Origin of the sequence: Glycomyces luteolus (assembly GCF_027622875.1) — a bacterium.
In the GTDB taxonomy this organism is placed as follows: Bacteria; Actinomycetota; Actinomycetes; order Mycobacteriales; family Micromonosporaceae; genus Glycomyces; species Glycomyces luteolus.
In genome coordinates this window covers 1-19,435 of record NZ_JAPZVP010000005.1, presented here as the reverse complement: position 1 = coordinate 19,435, position 19,435 = coordinate 1, and the positions used below count along the sequence as shown (strand labels likewise).

Genomic DNA, 19,435 nt, shown 5'->3' with positions numbered 1-19,435 from the left:
CCGAATGATCCCGATCGCGCGGGATCGCGGGACAATGGGGCCGACCCGCCGCCCGTCGAGCCTGAGGTGCTCACGAGCGGCCTTGTCGATATGGGGGACGCAGATGAACAGTGCACCGTACAAGGAGACGTCGAGCACCGCACCGTACGTCATCGTCGGGGGCGGGCTGGCCGCCTCGAAGGCCGCTCAGACGCTGCGCGGCGAGGGTTTCGAGGGCGATCTCGTGGTCGTCACGGGGGAGGCGCACCACCCGTACGAGCGGCCGCCGCTCTCCAAGGACTACCTGCGCGGCGAGGTGAACCGCTCGGCCGTGTTCACCGTCGACGAGGGCTGGTACGACCACAACGCGGAGCTGCGCACCGGTGAGCCCGCGACCGGGCTCGACACCGCGATGCGGCGGCTGACCCTGGCCGACGGGTCCACCCTCGACTACAAGAAGCTGCTCATCGCCACCGGCTCCAGCCCCCGGCCGCTGCCGATCCCGGGCGCGGACCTGCGGGGCGTGCACTTGCTGCGTACCGTCGAGCAGTCCGATCTGCTGCACGCCGCGATCAAGGACGCCGAGCACGTCGCGATCGTCGGCGACGGCTGGATCGGCATGGAGGTCGCCGCCTCCGCGCGGCAGCTCGGCCGCGAGGTCACGGTGTTCGGGCTCGGCGCGCAGCCGCTCGAACGGGTGCTCGGCCCGGAGATGGGGCTCGTCTTCGGCCGCCTGCACACCGATCACGGCGTGGAGCTGCTGCGGCGCACCCAGGTCGCGAAGATCCTCGGCGAGGAGGGACGGGCGTTCGGCGTGGAGACCGACGAGGGGCGGCGCGTCGACGCCGACGTCGTGCTGCTCGCGGTCGGCGCCACGCCCAACACGGGGCTCGCCGTCGAAGCGGGGATCAACCTGCGCCCCAAGGAGCTCGGCGGCGGGATCGCCGTCGACGGGACGCTGCGCACGAGCGGCCCGGACGTGTGGGCCGCCGGCGACGTCGCGAGCATCCCGTCAGTCCACTACGGACGGCCGATCCGGGTGGAGCACTGGCAGACCGCGCTCGATTCGGGACCGCACGCCGCGAAGGCGATGCTCGGGGACGAGGCGCCCTACGACAAGCTGCCGTACTTCTTCACCGACCAGTACGACCTCGGCATGGAGTACCTCGGCTTCGTGGCCGGGCCCGACGCCTACGACGAGGTCGTGGTCTCGGGGAGCATCGAGTCGCTCGAGTTCGTGGCGTTCTGGACCAAGGCGGGCCGCGTGCTCGCGGGGATGGCCGTGAACACGTGGGACCGGATGGCCGAGATCGAGGCGCTCATCCGCGCGGCCGAGCCGCCGAGTCCCGAAGCGCTGCAGTCATTCCGCTGAGCCGCGTTCCAGGATCTCCTTGAGGTGCCGGTGGCTCACGGGCGCGCCCTTCTCGGCGGCGCGGCGCACCATCGGGAGGAGCGCGGCGCCCATGCCGTGGCTCTCGAAGTCGAGGGTGAACACGACCCTCGAGTGCGCGCCGTCGTCGCGCGGCGAGACGGTGACGGTGGCGTGGGGCCGGACGGCTCCCTCGACGCCTTCGGCGGCCCAGTGCCGCGGCGGGTCGCTGGTGGTGATCCGCTGGAGCGTGGTGCGCTCGGCGCCCACGAAGCGGCGGACCGTCACGAACTCCTCGTCGTCGAGGACCTGGACGCGGACGACGTCGCGCTGCCACTCGGCGAAACGGGTCGGATCGGTGGCGTAGGCGAACACGACGTCGGGGGGCCGGTCGATGTCGATCGTCGAGATCAGCGGGGCCATGATGACTTCCTCGTCGTTGCAGGGCCGGTTGCTCCATCAAGCGTCCCACCGATCGGCGCGGGTGTCGCCCCTCCGGCGGCCGATTAGGCCGCATCAGAGGGGGCATCCTCTCGTCCGGCGGCAAGCGGCCGCCGGGTGATTGGAGGATGAGATGGCCAGGCTACCCATGCGCAGGGGCGCTATCGAGCGCTCCGACCCGATGTCCGTTCTCGATGACTTCGCCGGGTACATGAACCGGATGATGGGCCCGTACTTCCCGGCCGGGGACATGGGCGATCAGACGTGGACACCGCTGGTGGACATGTCGGAGAACGACAAGGAGTACCACATCGACATCGAGGCGCCCGGTGTCATGCGGGAGGACCTCTCGATCGACATCGAGGGCCAGGAGCTCTCGGTGAGCGGCAAGTACCGCAGCGAGGACCACCACGAGGGCAACGACGTTCGCCGCTCGAGCCGGCGGAGCGGCCAGTTCGAGTACACGGTGCGCCTGCCGCACACGGTGGACGCGGGCAAGTCGAGCGCCGAGCTCAAGGACGGGGTGCTGTGCATCTCGGTTCCGAAGAAGGAGTCCGCGGGGCAGAAGAAGATCGCGATCAAGTAGGCGCGTGGACGACCGGGGCCACCCTTCGAACCCCAGGGTGGCGGCCCGGTCGCGGTAGTTCTAGCCGATCGCGTGCTCGTCGATCGCGGCGAGCTCCTCGTCGGAGAAGTCGAGGTTCCCGAGCGCGCCGATGTTGTCCTCGAGCTGCTTGACGCTGCTGGCGCCGATGATGACGCTGGTCATGCGCTCGTCGCGGAGGGCCCAGGCGAGGGCCGTCTGGGCCAGGGTCTGGCCGCGTCCGGCGGCGATGTCGTTGAGGGCGCGCACGCGCGCCATCGTCGTCTCCTCGAGGGCATCCTCGTTGAGGAAGACGCTGGTGCGCACGCGCGAGTCCTCGGGGATGCCCTTGAGGTAGCGGTCGGTGAGGAGGCCCTGCGCCAAGGGGCTGAAGACGATGCAGCCCGCGCCGACCTCTTCGAGGGCGTCGAGGAGCCCGTCCCGTTCGGTCCAGCGGTTGAACATGGAGTACGACGGCTGGTCGATCAGCAGCGGCGTGCCGAGGTCCTTCAGGATCGTCGCGGCCTGCCGCACCTGCTCGGCGTTGTAGTTCGAGACGCCCGCGTACAGCGCCTTGCCCGAGCGCACGATCGCGTCGAGCGCGCCCATGGTCTCCTCGAGCGGGGTCTCGGGATCGGGCCGGTGGTGGTAGAACACGTCCACGTAGTCGACGCCCATGCGCTGCAGGGACTGGTCGAGCGAGGAGACCAGGTACTTGCGGGAGCCCCAGTCGCCGTAGGGGCCGTTCCACATGTGGTACCCGGCCTTGGAGGAGATGACGAGCTCGTCGCGGTACGGCTTGAGGTCCTCGGCGAGGATGCGGCCGAAGTTCTCCTCGGCGCTCCCGGCCGGCGGGCCGTAGTTGTTGGCGAGGTCGAAGTGGGTGACGCCGAGGTCGAAGGCGCGGCGGATGATCGCCCGCTGGGTTTCGAGGGGCCGGGTGTGGCCGAAGTTCTGCCACAGGCCGAGGGAGATCGCGGGGAGTTTCAGGCCGCTGCGTCCGGAGCGGCGGTACTGCATGGTCTTCTCGTAGCGGTCGTCCGCGGGAAGGTAAGTCACGAGTGCAGCCTATCCGGTCCGGCAAGCGTTGTATTCAGGGTGAACGGCAGGTGGACGGCGCCTGGGGCCGTCGGGCGCGCTAGGCGTGCGGGTCGAACTTGTAGCCGAGTCCGCGCACCGTCACGAGGTGGCGGGGCTTGCCCGGCTCGGGCTCGATCTTGGAGCGCAGCCGCTTGACGTGCACGTCGAGGGTCTTGGTGTCGCCCACGTAGTTCGCGCCCCAGACGCGGTCGATGAGCTGGCCGCGGGTGAGCACGCGCCCGGCGTTGCGCAGCAGCATCTCCAGCAGCTCGAACTCCTTGAGCGGCAGCTGCACGTCGGCGCTGTTCACCGTGACGGTGTGGCGGTCGACGTCCATGCGCACCGGCCCGGCCTCCAGCACGGTGACGATCGGGTCGTCGGGCTCGGCCGAGCGGCGCAGCACCGCGCGGATGCGGGCCACCAGCTCGCGGGAGGAGTAGGGCTTGGTGATGTAGTCGTCCGCGCCCAGCTCCAGTCCCACCACCTTGTCCACTTCGGAGTCGCGGGCGGTGACCATGATGATCGGCACGTTCGAGTTCGCCCGCAGCTCGCGGCAGACCTCGGTGCCGGACTTCTCCGGCAGCATCAGGTCGAGCAGGACGACGTCGGCACCGGCGCGCTCGTACTCCTTGATGGCGGCGTCGCCGTCGGCGGCGACCGCCACCTCGAAGCCCTCCTTGCGGAGCATGTAGGAGAGGGCATCGGAGAACGATTCCTCGTCTTCAACTACGAGCACGCGGGTCACGAGTGAACCTTTCTACAGGCCGGCTTGCTGGGTTGTTCCGATTGCATCCGATTCCGGTGCCGTGGCGTCGGACGGAAGGGAACGAGCAGGCAACATCAAGGTAAACACTGATCCAGCTTCAGGCATACTGGACACTTCGACCCTACCCCCGTGATTGACCGCGACATGCTTGACGATCGCCAGGCCGAGGCCGGTGCCGCCGGTCGAGCGCGAACGCGCCGCGTCCACCCGGTAGAACCGCTCGAAGATGCGGTCGAGTTCCTCGGCGGGAATGCCGATCCCCTGGTCGCGCACGGCGATGCACACCATCTGGACCCCCGCCAGATGCCCTGTCGGGGAGGCGATCGAGGTCGAGACCTCGACTGACGTGTCCTCAGGTGAATAGGAGATGGCGTTGCCCACGAGGTTCTTCACGGCGGTCACCAGCTGGGACTCCGAACCGAGCACTTCCGCGCCGCGCACGCCCGAGTAGGTGAGCTCGATGCCCTTCTCCTCGGCGGCGATGCGGGTCTGGTCGAAGGCCTCGGCGATGATCCGGTCGACCTCGACGGGCTCGGGGTCGGGCAGCTTCTCCGCGCCCTGCAGCCGCGAGAGCTCCAGGAGGTCGGTGACCAAGTGGTTCATGCGCTTCGACTCGGACTGGATGCGGGCGGCGAACCGCGCCGACGCGTCGGGGTCCTCCGCGGCGTCCTTGAGCGCCTCGGCGAGGATCTGCATGGCGCCGACCGGGGTCTTCAGCTCGTGGCTGATGTTCGCCACGAAGTCGCGGCGCACCCGCTCGACGCGGTGCAGTTCGGAGATGTCCTGGAACTCGGCCACGGACACGCCGTCGGGCAGCGGCGTGATGCGCACGCTCACAGCGCTCGGCTCGCCCATGACCTGCTTTGGGACTTCGATCTCGGCGTCCCGGTAGCGGCCGGACCGGCGGGCCTGCGCGAGCAGCGCCCGCAGCGTGAGCGAGATGATCTCGTGGTCGTCCACCAGGCCCAGGTCGCGGGCGGCCCGGTTGGTGTAGAGGACGCGGTTGTGGTCGTCGACCAGGCACACGCCGGTGCGCAGCAGGTCGGTCGCGGCCTCCCACGGGCGGGAGTCGGCGACGGGGGCGGTGCGGACTTCGGGGCGGGGCGTGCCGCGGTGCCGGGTGCGCAGGAGCGCTGCGGCGGCGGCGCCGAAAGCGGCTCCCGCGGCCAGGCCGGTGAGGACGCGACCTGCGCTCTTGCGCAGGCCCTCGAGCGGCGGCGAATCGTTGTGGGCCACGACCCCAGCGTAAGCGCGAAACAGCCCGGCGTCGAACGCCGGGCTGTTTCGCATGTCACCCTCTGTTAACCCAGAGTGCGCATTCAGGCTATTTCTTCCCCTGCGCGGCCACCGCGGCGGCGGCTTCGGCGGCGGCCTCCGGGTCGAGGTACTCGCCGCCGGTCACCGTGGGCTTGAGCGTGGACTCGTCCAGTTCGTAGCGCAGCGGCATCCCGGTGGGGATGTTCAGCTTGACGACGGCCTCGTCGGACATGCCGTCGAGGTGCTTCACGAGCGCGCGCAGCGAGTTGCCGTGCGCCGCGACCAGCACGGTCTTCCCGGCCTTGAGGTCGGGGACGATGCCGTCGTACCAGTAGGGGAGCATCCGCTCGAGGACGTCCTTGAGGCACTCGGTGGCCGGGAGGATCTCGGGGGCCAGGTCGGCGTAGCGGGCGTCGCCGTCCTGGGAGAACTCGGAGCCGGCCTCGATCGCGGGCGGCGGCACGTCGTACGAGCGGCGCCAGGTCATGAACTGCTCCTCGCCGTACTCGGCGAGCGTCGCGGCCTTGTCCTTGCCCTGCAGCGCACCGTAGTGGCGCTCGTTCAGGCGCCAGGAGCGCTTGACGGGGATCCAGGAGCGGCCGGCCTCGGCCAGCGCCAGCTCGGAGGTGTTGATGGCGCGGCGCAGCAGCGAGGTGTGCACGACGTCCGGCAAGAGGTCGGCCTCGGCGAGCAGCCGCCCGCCGCGGCGGGCCTCGTCCTCGCCCGACGCCGACAGCTTCACGTCGACCCAGCCGGTGAACAGGTTCTTGGCGTTCCATTCGCTTTCGCCGTGGCGAAGCAGCACGAGAGTAGCGGTCATACCCCTATCCTGCCGCCTCGCCCACTGCCCTGCCGCCCGGTCAAGCCACAGGTGTGGCGGGCGTCGCCTCCTCACAGGCGGGGGCGACCAGAGGTGCGGCCGCGATCGGGGGTGGTTCACGCGGCGGTGAAGTCGAGGCCGTAGGACTGGGCCACGGGGCTCTCGGAGGCGTGGAACCACTTTTCGAGTCCGCGGTCGTAGGCGCTGTCCTGCAGGTCGAACTCGAACGCGAACTCGGCGAGGTCGGCCGGGACCGTGAACACCGCGCCGACCGCCACCCACGTGTCGTCGCCGTGGTCGCCTGCCGCCCTCGTCACTTCCTCGGCGGTGACCTGCGGGAGGACGGTCTGGTCGCCGGCCTGCACCCGTACGGCCTGGGCGGCGTCGAAGGGCCAGTCCTGGTCGTACTCGGCGGAGTAGGTCCTGATCTCGAAGACCGCGGTGAGCACCGCCTCGTCCGGTTCGCAGAGCCAGCCGAGGTCCTCTCTGAACACCGACCGGGAGACGGCCACGTGGTCCCGGTACACCACGCCGTCCATGAACCACGAGTCGTCGACGGTCGCGAACGACAAGGTGGCTTCGACGACGAATTCCCGTTGGGCGAGTTCGCCGTGGTAGTAGGCGGCCACCGGGTCGGCGACCTGGCCGGTGGCGAGGTCGAGCGTCTGCGTGCGTTCGGCGTCGGTGACGGCCACCTGGAGCGGAGCGTCAGCGTCGACCACGGCCGCGTACACCGCGTCGGCGGCCGGGACGCCGTCGAGTTCCCAGGTCTGATCGCCGAACGTGACCGCACTGTGCACTGTGTACTGGTCCGTCGGATTGGCGTCGCCGGTGGTGAAGTGGACGATCGCGAGCCGTTGCGATCCCGTCAGGGCCGGGACCTCTCCGAGGAGGTCGGCCGCCGCCGAGGCGTCTTCGGGCGCAAGGATTGTCAGGCACGTCGGGGCCGACGTGAAATGCGGCCCGTACAGGGCGCCGGGCGCGTCGAGGGGCGCCGCGAGCCCTTCGGGGCAGGCCGCGTCGGCCGTGCCGGTCAGCGCCTCCGCGTACGGTGCACCGCCCCCGGTGCCTCCGGCTTGCCAAGGCTCCCAGTTGAACAGCGCGGACACGCCGACCAGTGCGAGCGCCAGGAGGGCCGCCGCGACGGCGGCGATGCGCTTCCTGCCCCGAACGGACCGCGGCGGCGGTGGAGGCAGCGGAACCGTCGCGGGCTCGACCGCCGCGGCCGGCGGCGTCTCGACCGGAACGGGGGCGTACTCCGCGGCAGTCGCCGCCGAGGACTCAGGCTCCGCAACGGCGGCAGGGGAAGTCCCGTCGCCGACAGGCGCCGATGCGACCGCCGCGCCCTCGGCCACCGCCAGTTCGGGCTGCTCGATCACGACCGGGGCGACATCGAGCGCGTGATGGATGAGGTTGGCCGCCAGCGGCATCCGCGAGGCGCCGCCGACGAGGAACACCGCGCCGAGCCGGTGCCCGGCCGCCTCCGCCGCGTCCCGGACCCGTACGACCTCGTCGATCACCGGTTCGAGCAGCGGCCTGCTGATGGCGTCCAGCTCGGTCCGGGTCAAGTGCAGCCCGGCCTCGATGCCGGCACGCCGACCGGCGCGACGGTGAACCGCGACAGCATCTCCTTGGTCTCGCGCACGTCGGTCCACAACTGGAGCCGCCCGCGCCGCTGCGAGCCGGTGCGCGGATCGTCGATGGCCGCCCAGGCCTGCGGGTGCCCGCCGATCGTGATGGCGCGCAGGTGGTCGACGATCGCGGCGTCGACGTCGACCCCGCCGAAGTCGGCGACGCCGCCCTCCGCCGCGATCGCGAGGCCCCCGCCGTCATCCGCCGCGAGCACCGCGACATCGACCGTGCCCGCCCTGAAGTCGACGACCGCCAGCGCCTCCTCGGCGCCGATCTCCCGACCCAGCACGCCCCGGTAGTAATGGGCGGCGGCAACGGGTTCGGTGACCAGCCGCACCGGCCCGAACCCGGCCTGGGCGGCGGCCTCCTCCAGCACCTCCCGGCGCTGCCCGCTCCACGAGGAAGGGCAGGTCAGCACGGTCTCCGGCAGCACGCCGGTGGACTGCGAGCACACCGCGGCGATGCGCCGCAGCGCGGCGGCGAACATGGCGGCGACGCCGACCTCCCGGTCAGCGAGCAGCACGGACCCTTGCGCCACTTGCCGTTTCGGGTTCGGCTCGAACCGGTCGGGAGACACCGCGGAGAGCCGGACGGCGTCCCGTCCGACGTGCAGTTCACCGGACTCGTCGCAGTACACCCCGACCGGCAGCACCGGCTGCCCGTCGAACAGCAGCGGCCGCGTCCGCCCGTCGGGCCACCTGAGCACCGCGACGGCATGCGAGGTGCCCAGATCGACACTGAGCAGATACGAGGAGGGGTGCACAGCCCGATGATATAGCCGCCGCGCACCCGCCGTCGCGACGCGAAAACCCCTGCGGCGCAGCTCAGTCCATGCGCCGACCTCCGCTGCCCGCACCGGCGGCGGCCGCGCGCCGCATGAGGGGCGCCGGTCGCTCGTGTTGTGCCGGTTCATGATGGATGGTCCACGTTGTGGGACGGTGTGCCATATCCGCCACTGCACCTTGTGGACGTCCGAGGGTGCCGATAGCGTCTTGTCAGCGCGCGGTCACAGGCGCCAACCGAGATGACCGCGCGCCGTGAATCACCCTGCCCTGGAAGGAGTCCGAATGAACAGGGGACCTCGGTCCACTCTAACCCTCGCGCTGCGCCGGCTCGGAGCGGCGACCGCGCTGGCCGTGCTCGTGGCGGGCGGCATGGCCGCGATACCGTCCGCGGCGAGCGCCGGGGGCGTCACCTACACGATGTCATGCGACGACTGGTGGTCCGGTGTCTCGACCACGGTCGGCGACGACTACGGCGAGACGAACCGGTGGCGCTCGCGCCTGACCTCGTGCAGCTCGCACTACGCGTGGGTCAACGTCTACTACGCGAACTCCAGCGGCGGCGGCAGCACCGGCAAGCACCAGTCCTCCAGCCAGGCGACGGTAGGCGACCCGGTGACGCTGCGGTACTACCGCAACGGCGTCTACAAGTCCTGGCATTCGGGCTGCGGCTCAGGCTGCCACACCGAGATGTCCTATGTCTGACCTCCGGGGTCTCCGGGGCCGGGCCGCTCTCGGCGTCCCGGCCCTGCTCGCGGCGGCGCTGCTGGCCGCCTGCGCCGAGCCCCCCGAACCGATCGACCGCGCCACCGCCGAAGCCGTCCTCGCCGACAACATGGCCTCGGCCGACCAGGTCCAGCAGGCCCTCGACCGGGTCGCGCGGCTGTGCGTCGAGCACCTCGGCTTCACGGTGCACCCCCTCGCGGCCGAGTACGAGCCGGACCCCGGCCTCGACGACCTGCTCGGCCCCTGGGTCTACTCCGCGCCCGACCCCTCGCTGCCGCCCGGCGAGATCTACGGCCTCCGGGTCGACAACCCGAACATCACGCTCATGTACGAGGGCGACGACGGCGAGGACGTGCACACCGAGCCGGACCCGTTCTCCGAACTGCCGCAAGCGGACCGGGACGCCTACAACGAGGCGTACTACGGCTCGCCCGGCATGGAGGCCGAGATCGTCCTGCTGCCCGACGTCGGCGAGTCCGAGCGCGCCGGCGGCGGGTGCATGCGCGAGGCCGAGGACGCGCTCGCCGACGGCGCCTACCCCGACTACCTCAACCACGCCGGGCTCGCGGGCGCGCGCGGCGGCACCGACTGGGAGCGGGACGACCGCGTCGCCGAGGCCCGGGCGGCCTGGTCCGACTGCATGAACGAGCGGGGCTACGACTTCGAGGAGCCGATGCACCTGCGCGACGCGCTGTTCAGCCGGTCCGGGGATCTCAAGGCCGCCTGGCAGATCGAGCAGTCGATGTCCCTCGAGGAGGCCGAGGCCGCGCTCGCCGAGGAGGTGCTGGCCGCCGCCGGGGACGACGCCGCATGCCACGCCGAGACCGGCCTGGAGGACGTGCAGGTCGAGGTCTTCTGGGAGTACCTGATCAGGTACGTCAGCGGCCACGAGGAGGCGTTCTACTCGTTCCACCGGCGAGCCGAGGACATGCAGGCCCGCGCCCAGGAGATTCTGGCCGACGGACTCCTCTGACACCCCGGCAGAAAGGGCCGCGGCGACCAGGCGTTCCGCATCGCCGAGCGCCGCTGTCGAGCTGGCTCGGGAAGGCCGTCGAGCCGCACGTCCGGGAAGCGCTGCTCGCGGCCGCGCTGGCGGGAAGACCGCCGGTCGCGGTCTCGCGTTCCGGTGTCGACAGCCGCGTCGACCGCGATCGGTTCGAGCTGTCCGGGGCCCGGACGACATGCTCGAAGCATGGCGGCGCTGAGCTTCGCCGCCGGTCATGTCAGTCGCGAGGGCGGAGGTGCTCGAAGGCCTCGAGGTTCCTCGTGGACTCGCCGCGGGCGAGGCGCCAGGCCCATTCCGCTTCGATGGAGGTCTTGAAGCCCAGTTCGAGGATCACGTTGAAGCTCTCGTCGGCCGCTACGAGGACCTGCCCGAGGACGCGGTCGAGCTCGTCCGCGTCGATCGAGGCGTGCGGGAGGCGGCCGACGAGGTGGATGTCCTCGTTCTCGTCGGTCGCGAACGACACCGCGTACAGTTTCCCGTTGCGGCGCAACAACTCCGCCCAGACCGCCTCCCGGTCCTCCTCGGGCCTGCGCGCCACGAACGCCTCCACGCGCAGGGCGTGGTCCTCGATGACCAGGCCGCAGGCGATCGCGAGCTTGCGCTGTCCGGGGAGCGTGACGACCGCAGCGCGGGGTCCGTCCTGCCGGTAGTCGGCGCCGATCTCGTCGAGGGCCGCGGTGAGTTGCTCGATCACCGGTTCAGGGTAATGGCCTGGGAGCGGGCGAGGAGCGCGCGCCGGTAGGCGCCGCTGAGGCCCTCGGCGGTGGACTGCCAGGAGAAGAGCGCGGCGTGGGCGCGGGCGCCGGCGGCGAGGCGTTCGCGGAGGGCGCCGTCGCCCATGAGGCGGCCGAGGGCGGCGGCCCAGTCGTCGGAGGAGTGGGAGTCGACGAGGAGCCCGGAGGCGCCGTCGCTGACGGCCGTGGTCAGGCCGCCGACTTTCGCGGCGAGGACGGGGGTGCCCGCCGCCTGGGCTTCGAGGGCGACGAGGCCGAACGACTCGTTGTAGCTGGGCACGGCGACGGCGTCGGCGGCCCGGTAGACCTGGGCGAGCGCTTCGCCCGAGCGCGGGGTGCGCCATTGGACCCTCTCGGCGAGGCCGAGCTCCCCGGCGAGTTTGGGCAGCCAGTACAGGTCGGTGTTGGAGGGCCCGCCGACGAAGACGGGGACGATGCGCTCGGCCAGCAGCGGATCGGTCTCGCGGAGGCGCGCGAGGCCGCGCAGCAGCACGTCGGGTGCTTTGGCGGGCTGGATGCGGCCGACGAACGCGACGACGAGGGCGTCGTGGGGGAGGCCGAGGGCCTGGCGGGCGGCGTACCGGTCGCCGGGGCGGAACACCCCGAGGTCGACGCCGGGGTGGATGACCTCGACGCGGCGCTCGTCGGCGCCGTAGTAGCGCTGCAGCTCCCCGGCTTCGGCGGCCGTGTTGGCGATGAGGAGGTCCGCTTCGGTGGTGATCTGCTCCTCGCCGACGACGCGGCCGATCGGCTCGGGCGAGTCGCCTTCGGCGAGTTGCGCGTTCTTCACCTTGGCGAGGGTGTGGAAGGTCTGGACGAGCGGCACCCCCCACCGGTCGGCCGCGACCCACGCGGCCTGGCCGGAGAGCCAGTAGTGGGCGTGGATGAGGTCGTAGTGGCCGGGCCGGTTGTGGGCCTCGGCCCGCAGGAGCCCGCCGGTGAACGCGCACAGCTGCGTCGGGAGGTCGTTCTTGGACAGGCCCTCGAAGGGCCCGGCGGGGAGGTGGTGGACGAGGACGCCGGGGGCGGCTTCGACGGTAGGCGGTTCCTCGGAGCTGGTGGCGCGGGTGAAGACCTCGACTTCGACGCCGGAGCGGGCGAGCTCGCGCGCGGTGTTGAGGACGTAGACGTTCATACCGCCCGCGTCGCCCGTACCGGGCTGCGCGAGCGGCGAAGTGTGCACCGAGACCATCGCTACGCGACGGACGGTCTGCTTTCGGCATCGTGCCCTGAAGGCCGGCGTGCGCCGCTGCTGCATCTGGTTGTCCTCTCCTCGCGGGGCTTGGCGAAGCTTGCGAGCCATGAGTCGGCACTGCTTGGCGAAGCCCGCGAGCCATCGCGCTGCTTGTCCCCTGAAGCAACGCGCAAAACCCTCGCAATCCTTCCGTGTCCGGGTGTTCACGCACAACCGCCGCAACCGTGAGAGTGATGAACTCCGCATTTCGTCAAGCCGTTTCGCGACATGACGGTCGAGACCGCCTGATCGCACCAGTACGGGTGAAGTTGGAAATTCCCTCGCGACACGACCGGGAATGAGCCTCAAATCCGGGCAAGTCGTCCATGATGGGGATACTTGTCATCACAGGGGGGAGACAACACCATGAGCACTGCTACCGTGCCGGCCGCGAGGCAGCCCACGATGTCACCGGTGTCCAAGTTCGGTGCCACGCATTCACTGCGGCGCCTGCCGGTCCAGGAGCGATCGGCCGCCCGCGTGCGCCGAATGCTCGACGCGGCCGCGGACCTGATCGAAGAGGTCGGCTACGACCGGCTCTCGACCACCGCCATCGCCCAGCGCGCCGACGTCGCCATCGGCTCGGTCTACCAGTTCTTCGGCGACAAGCGCTCGCTCGCCGAAGCGCTCAGCCAGCGCTACATCGACCTGTACTTCGAGCGCCTCGCCGCCCGCTTCGACGCCGAACCGCCCGCCGACTGGCGCGGCGGGGTCGAGGCCGCGATCGACGAGTACGTGCAGATGTACCGCACCGCACCCGGATTCCGCGTGCTCCACCTGGCCGACGCCATCGACCCGGGCCGGGCCGACGCCGTCACCACCGGCGGCGACGTGATCGCCGACCAGATCCTCGCCGGACTCGCCCAGCGCTTCGGCATCGGCGGCGACGACGAGCTCAACAAGACCGTCACCGTCGCCGTCGAGACCGGGCAGGCCCTGGTCCGCCTCGCGTTCCGCCGCGACCCGGAGGGCTGCTCCGCGTCGATCGCCGAAGCCGCCGACGTCGTCTGCGACTACCTCGGCCGCCGCCTCTAGCCAGAGGGGTCCCAGGCCACTCAAACGACCGCGCCGGGGCATGGGACCGCACCGGGCCGACTAGTCTCGTAGTCGACCCGGTGCGGTCTCTGACTTTCGAGGAGCAGCATGGCGAACACCCTTGGCGACATCCAGACGGTGCTGCGGATCCGCCCGTTCAGACGCCTCTGGACCGTCCTCGGACTGGCCTCCTTCGGCGACTGGCTGGCCATCTTCGCCACCGCCGGATTCGCGCAGTCCCTGTTCGACGACCCCGCTGCCAAGGGCGCGGCGTTCTCCGCCACCATCGTGCTGCGGCTCCTGCCCTCCCTCGTGCTCGGCCCCGTCGCGGGCGTCTTCGCCGACCGCTTCGACCGGCGCAAGACCATGGCCGCCTGCGACACCGCCCGCTTCCTGCTCATCGCCTCCGTCCCGACGGTCTACCTCGTCACCAACAACACCGCGGTCACCGTCGCCTGGCTCGCCATCGCCCAGCTCTGCATCGAAGGCGCGGTCCTCATCTGGTCGCCCGCAAAGGAAGCGGCCGTCCCGAACCTGCTCCCGCCCGAGAAGTACGAGGCCGCCAACCAGCTCAGCCTCGCCACCACGTACGGCATCGCCCCGCCCCTCGCCTTCGCCGTCCTCGCCGTCCTCGAACGCGGCTCCGCGGTCTGGTCCAACCTCGGCGCCTGGGCCGAGCCGATGGTCATCGCGCTCTACCTCACCGCCGCGATGTTCGCCATCCTCGCCGTCACCGTCTACTTCTTCATCCCGCAGATCTCCGGCCGCATCGGCCACGTCGCCGCCAAGTCCTCCACCGTCTGGAACGACTTCGTCGAAGGCTGGTCCTACCTGCGCACCTCCGAACGCGTGCGCGGCCTCATCGTGGGCATGCTCGGCGCGTTCAGCGGCGCGGGCATCCTCATCGGCGTCGGCACCGTCTACGCCACCACCCTCGGCGCGGGCGAAGCCGCGTTCTACACCCTCGCCGTGTTCCTCTTCCTCGGCCTCGGCTGCGGCATCGCCTTCGGTCCCAAACTCGTCGGCGAACTCTCCCGCCTCCGCTGGTTCGGCATGAGCATCGTCCTCGCCGGCAGCGGCCTCGCCCTCGACGCCGTCGCCCCGCACATGGTCTTCTCCGTCATCGGCTCCCTCATCATCGGCCTCGGCGCCGGCATGGCCTTCCTCGCCGGGATCACCCTCCTCCAGCGCGAGACCGAGGACGAGATCCGCGGCCGCATGTTCGCGTTCATCGCCGTCTCCGCACGCGTCATCCTCATGCTCTCCATGACGATCGCCGCGCCGCTCGCCGGCTGGCAGGCCGCCCGCCAACTCGACCTCGGCTTCACCGAAGTGCAGATCTCGATGAGCCGCATCCTGCTCTTCGTCGCCGCCGCCCTCGTCGTCTGGCTCGGCGTCACCGCCTTCCGCTCCATGGACGACAAACCCGGCGTGCCCGTCTTCGCCGACCTCTGGTCCTCCCTCCGCGGCCGCCCCCTCACCGCCCCCGACCCGGCCCCCGGCAGCGGCTTCTTCGTCGTCTTCGAAGGCGGCGAAGGCGCCGGGAAGTCCACGCAGGCGGTGAAACTCGCCGCCTGGCTCAAGCTCCGCGGCTACGAGGCCGTCCTCACCCGCGAACCCGGCGCCACCGACATCGGCGCGCGCATCCGCTCCCTCGTCCTCGACTCCCCCTCCAAGGACCGCGGCGGCGACGCCGCGCCCACCCCCCGCGCCGAAGCACTCCTGTTCGCCGCCGACCGCGCCCAGCACGTCGACAAGGTCATCCGACCCGCCCTCGAACGCGGCGCCGTCGTCGTCTCCGACCGCTACATCGACTCCTCCATCGCCTACCAGGGCTCGGGCCGCGCCCTCGGCAAGAGCGAGATCGCCTGGGTCTCCGCCTGGGCCACCGGCGGACTCAAACCCGACCTCACCGTCCTCCTCGACGTCGACCCCGAGAACGGCCTCCACCGCGCCAAAGCCGGCGGCGACGGCGACCGCCTCGAACAAGAGCAGCTCGACTACCACGAGAAGGTCCGCGAGACCTTCCTCCAGCTCGCCGCCGCCGAACCCGGCAGATACCTCGTCATCGAAGCGGGCGGCACCCCCGACGAGATCGCCGCCAGCGTCCGCGACGCCGTCGCCGAACGCCTCGACATCCGCACCCAGACCGCCCGCGCCGCGACCGGCTGGCCCGGCCTCGACAGCACCAAGGACGACACCGGAAAGCACACCGCCACCGCCGACACGCCCACCGAGACCAAGGACTACGGCTGGGACACCGTCGCCGAGGAGGCCGGACGGCCGTGAGCGTCTTCGACGAGCTCGTCGGCCAGGACGAGGCCCAACGGGTCCTCGCCGACGCCGCCCGCGGCCTCGGCATGACCCACGCCTGGCTCTTCACCGGCCCCCCCGGCTCCGGCCGCTCCACCGCCGCTGTCGCCTTCGCCGCCGCACTCCAATGCCCCCAAGGCGGCTGCGGCGAGTGCCACACCTGCCACACCGTGCTCGGCGGCACCCACGCCGACGTCACCCGCGTCATCCCCGAAGGCCTCACCCTCGGCGTCGACCAGGTCCGCCGCCTCATCCTCGAAGCCAGCCGCGCACCCACCGCGGGGCGCTGGCAGATCCTCATCGTCGAAGACGCCGACCGCTTGACCGAGGCGGCCGCGAACGCGCTGCTGAAGGCCGTCGAGGAACCGCCGGAGCGGACTGTGTTCCTGCTGTGCGCGCCGTCGACGAACCCGGCCGAGATCTCGGTGACCATCCGGTCCCGCTGCCGCGTCATGGGACTGCGGCAGCCGCCCGCCGGGGCGATCGCCGACCTGCTGGTCAACCGCGACGGCCTCGACCGGCGGGAGGCCGAGCTCTATGCCGCTGCGGCGCAAGGGCATGTCGGCCGGGCGCGGCGGCTCGCCACTGACCCCGAGGCGCGGGCGAAACGCCACGACGTACTGCAGATCCCGCGCCGCCTGACCGGCCTCGGGGCGTGCTTCACGGCGGCGGTCGAGCTGATCGAGGCGGCCGAGGCCGAGGCGTCGGGCGTGTACACCGAGCGCTCGGCGGCCGAGAAGGAAGCGCTGGAGACCGCGCTCGGCAAGGGCGGCACCGGGAAGGGCGCGTCGAAGGCGGCGCGCGGATCGGCGGCGGCCCTGAAGGAGCTGGAGAAGCGCCAGAAGACGCGCGACACGCGCGCCCAGCGCGACTCCCTGGACCGGGCGCTCGTGGACCTCGCGGCCTTCTACCGCGACGCCCTCGCGGCCGGTTTCGGCGCCCGCGTCGCTCCGATCCACATCGACATGGCCGACACGACCCGGGCGGCCGCCGCGAAGCTCAGCGCCGAGTCCCTGCTCCGCCGCATCGACGCGATCCTCGAGTGCCGCAAGGCGATCGAAGCGAACGTCCGCCCCCGCATCGCGGTCGAGGCGATGATGACCCGCCTCTGGCAGAGCTAGTGGCGTGTAGGAACCCCTGACGGCCGCTATCCGGCCCGTTCGCCCGCTCGCTTCGTTGTCGGCCCTCCGAATACAACACCGGTATTCGGAGGGCCTTCCGCGGCCTCGGCGACGCTCGCGAGCGATGACGCCCCGTGCCGTTCCAGTGCCACCGCGTGCGATGCGGACTGATACGGTCCGAATCATCCGTTCGGACACCGATATCTGACCGTTCGGACGATGCACGCCGGACTGCGGTGCCACGTCTTGATGGAGCCGACCCCTATGCGCCCCAGGCGATAGCGAGCCGACCGGCCACCCCGCAGCAGGTGAGCGGCAGGAACCGGTCGAGCGGACGGGTCGGCGCATTGACAGCAGGTGAGCGCTGCGTGCCGCTGCAGCGGGCGCGCAGTTGAAATGGAGATGATGGTGCAGATGAACCGACGTCGGCTGCTGGCCGCCGGAGCCGGGGGCGCGGTCGCGCTCGGACTGCCGGGGATCTCGTTCGCGGCCTCGCGGCCGCAACTGACCCATGGCGTCCAATCAGGGGACGTGAGCGACCGCGGCGCCGTCGTATGGACGCGGGCCGACCGGGCCTCGCAGATGCGCGTCGACATCGCCACGCGCCCGGACTTCAAGCGGGCCAGGACGATCACCGGACCGGCGCTGACCGAGGCCACCGACTTCACCGGGAAGCTCCGACTCCAGGGCCTCGCGCCCGGGACGACGTACCACTACCGGATCACCGCCCTCGCCGACCACTGCTCGGCGCCGCTCAAGGGCTCCTTCACCACCGCGTCGGACGCTCCGGCCGACATCCGCTTCCAGTGGTCGGGCGACCTCGCCGGGCAGGGCTGGGGCATCAACCCCGACCTCGGCGGCTACCGGATCTTCGACACCATGGCCGCCTCCGAGCCGGACTTCTTCCTCTGCTCGGGCGACTTCATATACGCCGACAACCCCATCGCCGCCGAGGTTGTCCAGCCCGACGGGACCGTCTGGCGCAACGTCACCACCGAAGGCAAGTCCAAAGTGGCCGAAACCCTGCCGGAGTTCCGGGCCCAGTTCCAGTACAACCTCATCGACGACAACCTCCGCGACTACCTCGCGAAGGTGCCGATGGTGAACCAGTGGGACGACCACGAAGTGGTCAACAACTGGTACCCCGGCGAGATCCTCGACCTCCCCCAGTACACCGAGAAGAACGTCGACGTCCTCGCCGCGCGGGCCCGCCAGGCGTTCGCCGAGTACACCCCCGGCGCCGTCGGACTCCCCGGCAGCGACCGGATCTACCGCAAGATCGCCTACGGGCCCCTGATGGACCTGTTCGTGCTGGACATGCGCACCTTCAAGGACGCCAACGGCCCCAACAACGCCCCCGAAGGCGGCCGCCTCCTGGGCGACGAGCAGCGCGCCTGGCTCAAAGCCGAGCTCTCGGCCTCGACCGCGACATGGAAGATCATCGCCGCCGACCTGCCGATCGGCCTGATCATCGGCGACGGCACCAATATCTACGAAGGCATCGCCCAGCGCGACAACGGCGCGCCCCTGGGCCGCGAGTTCGACATCGCCGACGTGCTCGCCCACTGCCGCCGCGACGGCGTGCGGAACCTGGTCTTCCTGACCGCGGACGTGCACTACACCGCCGCCCACCACTACAGCCCCGACCGGGCCGCGTTCCAGGACTTCGACCCGTTCTGGGAGTTCGTCTCCGGGCCGCTCAACGCCGGCTCCTTCGGCCCCGGCCGCCTCGACGCCACCTTCGGCCCCCAAGTGGTCTTCCAGAAGCCGCCGCCGGCCGCGAACACGAACCCCGCCGTCGGCTACCAGTTCTTCGGCGAGGTCCACATCGACGCCGAGACCGAGGTCTGCGAGGTGACCCTCAAGGACCTCGACGGCAACGACCTGTTCACCCAGGCCATCGAACCGGCGGCCTAGGGCCGAAACGCCGCCGCGCACCTCGCCCGAACGCAAACGGAAGGTCAGACACCAATGGCAGCAATCGAAGCCGGAGACGGTCGCGCGGGCGACCGCCTGGAGACCGCCGCGCGCTGGCTCCGCGGGCTGATGGCCCTCGCACTCGTGAACCTCGTCGCCAACAGCGCGTACTTCCTGGTCGCGCTGTACCGGGACATCGAGGTGTTCCCCGACAACGAGGGCGGGCTCGCCGTCTTCTCCTGGTACGACTACTCGCTGTTCGTCGTGCCGCCGGCGTTGGCGATCGCGGCGCACTGGCCGCTGCTCCGCGCGGGCTCGAAGCGGCTGGCGGGGCTGCGGGACGGCGACGACCGCGCGCGGCGCGTAGTGCACCTGCTCGCGTACGTCAGCGCCGCCGGCCTGGTCCTGTACGCCTGGGCGACCGTCCAGTACCTCGACATCGGGAACCACGCGGACGGCGTCGCGGTGCTCCATCCGGACATCGCGATGCCGCAGCTGGCCTCGGGTGGCGTCAACGTGCTCGGCTGGACCGGAGTGCTCTCGCTCCTCGCGATCGTCGTCCTGTTCACCGGAGCGCTCGCGGTCGCCGTCCTGACACGCCGCGGCCGCGACTAGGACCGTCCGGTGCGGCGCGCGGCCC

18 protein-coding genes are annotated in these 19,435 nt (G+C 71.0%); 9 read left to right on the top strand and 9 right to left on the bottom strand.

The features are described from left to right. The first annotated feature begins 103 nt into the window (after positions 1-103). Positions 104-1,351, top strand: a complete 1,248-nt coding sequence (locus O1R50_RS07340; RefSeq protein WP_270109265.1) for an NAD(P)/FAD-dependent oxidoreductase — start codon at positions 104-106, stop codon at positions 1,349-1,351. On the opposite strand, the gene O1R50_RS07335 is transcribed toward O1R50_RS07340, so the two are convergent. Then, positions 1,340-1,771, bottom strand: coding sequence for an SRPBCC family protein (locus O1R50_RS07335; protein WP_270109264.1), 432 nt, complete (start codon positions 1,769-1,771; stop codon positions 1,340-1,342). The genes O1R50_RS07340 and O1R50_RS07335 overlap by 12 nt on opposite strands. A gap of 151 nt (positions 1,772-1,922) precedes the next feature. Between O1R50_RS07335 and O1R50_RS07330 the strand changes: the two genes are divergently transcribed. After that, complete coding sequence (locus O1R50_RS07330) at positions 1,923-2,375, top strand: Hsp20/alpha crystallin family protein (protein WP_270109263.1); 453 nt, start codon at positions 1,923-1,925, stop codon at positions 2,373-2,375. 60 nt (positions 2,376-2,435) lie between these two features. Here the strand turns inward: O1R50_RS07330 and mgrA are convergent, their stop codons facing one another. The 6 genes from mgrA to O1R50_RS07300 all read right to left on the bottom strand — a co-directional run bounded on the left by mgrA (position 2,436) and on the right by O1R50_RS07300 (position 8,690). Next, positions 2,436-3,431: an L-glyceraldehyde 3-phosphate reductase gene (gene mgrA / locus O1R50_RS07325; RefSeq protein ID WP_270109262.1), complete on the bottom strand. Its 996-nt coding sequence runs from the start codon at positions 3,429-3,431 to the stop codon at positions 2,436-2,438. A 79-nt stretch (positions 3,432-3,510) separates the two neighbouring features. Continuing rightward, positions 3,511-4,197 (bottom strand): response regulator transcription factor, encoded by a 687-nt coding sequence (locus O1R50_RS07320; RefSeq protein WP_205325813.1) that lies wholly within the window; start codon positions 4,195-4,197, stop codon positions 3,511-3,513. A gap of 12 nt (positions 4,198-4,209) precedes the next feature. Beyond that, positions 4,210-5,454 (bottom strand): sensor histidine kinase, encoded by a 1,245-nt coding sequence (locus O1R50_RS07315; RefSeq protein WP_270109261.1) that lies wholly within the window; start codon positions 5,452-5,454, stop codon positions 4,210-4,212. Positions 5,455-5,542: 88 nt separating this feature from the next. Continuing rightward, positions 5,543-6,295: a phosphoglyceromutase gene (locus O1R50_RS07310; protein ID WP_270109260.1), complete on the bottom strand. Its 753-nt coding sequence runs from the start codon at positions 6,293-6,295 to the stop codon at positions 5,543-5,545. A 116-nt stretch (positions 6,296-6,411) separates the two neighbouring features. Continuing rightward, the gene (locus O1R50_RS07305; protein WP_270109259.1) at positions 6,412-7,863 is read right to left on the bottom strand and encodes an Hsp70 family protein; all 1,452 of its coding nucleotides are present in this window, start codon (positions 7,861-7,863) and stop codon (positions 6,412-6,414) included. Then, on the bottom strand, positions 7,860-8,690 hold the full coding sequence (locus tag O1R50_RS07300) for an Hsp70 family protein (protein WP_270109258.1): 831 nt from the start codon (positions 8,688-8,690) through the stop codon (positions 7,860-7,862). The genes O1R50_RS07305 and O1R50_RS07300 overlap by 4 nt, the downstream gene beginning before the upstream one ends. A gap of 304 nt (positions 8,691-8,994) precedes the next feature. Between O1R50_RS07300 and O1R50_RS07295 the strand changes: the two genes are divergently transcribed. Both O1R50_RS07295 and O1R50_RS07290 read left to right on the top strand, forming a co-directional pair. Next, positions 8,995-9,414 carry a hypothetical protein gene (locus O1R50_RS07295; protein ID WP_270109257.1) on the top strand — a complete coding sequence of 140 codons (420 nt, stop codon included), beginning with the start codon at positions 8,995-8,997 and terminating at the stop codon, positions 9,412-9,414. Beyond that, positions 9,407-10,408, top strand: a complete 1,002-nt coding sequence (locus O1R50_RS07290) for a hypothetical protein (protein ID WP_270109256.1) — start codon at positions 9,407-9,409, stop codon at positions 10,406-10,408. Before O1R50_RS07295 ends, O1R50_RS07290 begins: the two co-directional genes overlap by 8 nt. Before the next feature lie 250 nt (positions 10,409-10,658). On the opposite strand, the gene O1R50_RS07285 is transcribed toward O1R50_RS07290, so the two are convergent. Both O1R50_RS07285 and mshA read right to left on the bottom strand, forming a co-directional pair. Further along, the gene (locus tag O1R50_RS07285; RefSeq protein WP_270109255.1) at positions 10,659-11,135 is read right to left on the bottom strand and encodes a type III secretion system chaperone family protein; all 477 of its coding nucleotides are present in this window, start codon (positions 11,133-11,135) and stop codon (positions 10,659-10,661) included. Then, positions 11,132-12,367 (bottom strand): D-inositol-3-phosphate glycosyltransferase, encoded by a 1,236-nt coding sequence (mshA, locus tag O1R50_RS07280; RefSeq protein WP_408612639.1) that lies wholly within the window; start codon positions 12,365-12,367, stop codon positions 11,132-11,134. Before mshA ends, O1R50_RS07285 begins: the two co-directional genes overlap by 4 nt. Positions 12,368-12,823: 456 nt before the next feature. Between mshA and O1R50_RS07275 the strand changes: the two genes are divergently transcribed. The 5 genes from O1R50_RS07275 (at position 12,824) to O1R50_RS07255 (ending at position 19,410) form a co-directional block, all read left to right on the top strand. Beyond that, the gene (locus O1R50_RS07275) at positions 12,824-13,444 is read left to right on the top strand and encodes a TetR/AcrR family transcriptional regulator (protein WP_270109254.1); all 621 of its coding nucleotides are present in this window, start codon (positions 12,824-12,826) and stop codon (positions 13,442-13,444) included. A 108-nt stretch (positions 13,445-13,552) separates the two neighbouring features. Beyond that, complete coding sequence (gene tmk / locus O1R50_RS07270; protein ID WP_270109253.1) at positions 13,553-15,733, top strand: dTMP kinase; 2,181 nt, start codon at positions 13,553-13,555, stop codon at positions 15,731-15,733. Then, positions 15,730-16,878, top strand: a complete 1,149-nt coding sequence (locus O1R50_RS07265; protein WP_270109252.1) for a DNA polymerase III subunit delta' — start codon at positions 15,730-15,732, stop codon at positions 16,876-16,878. Before tmk ends, O1R50_RS07265 begins: the two co-directional genes overlap by 4 nt. Before the next feature lie 405 nt (positions 16,879-17,283). Continuing rightward, positions 17,284-18,795, top strand: coding sequence for an alkaline phosphatase D family protein (locus tag O1R50_RS07260; RefSeq protein ID WP_408612638.1), 1,512 nt, complete (start codon positions 17,284-17,286; stop codon positions 18,793-18,795). Positions 18,796-18,849: 54 nt separating this feature from the next. Beyond that, positions 18,850-19,410, top strand: coding sequence for a hypothetical protein (locus O1R50_RS07255; RefSeq protein WP_270109250.1), 561 nt, complete (start codon positions 18,850-18,852; stop codon positions 19,408-19,410). Positions 19,411-19,435: the final 25 nt, after the last annotated feature.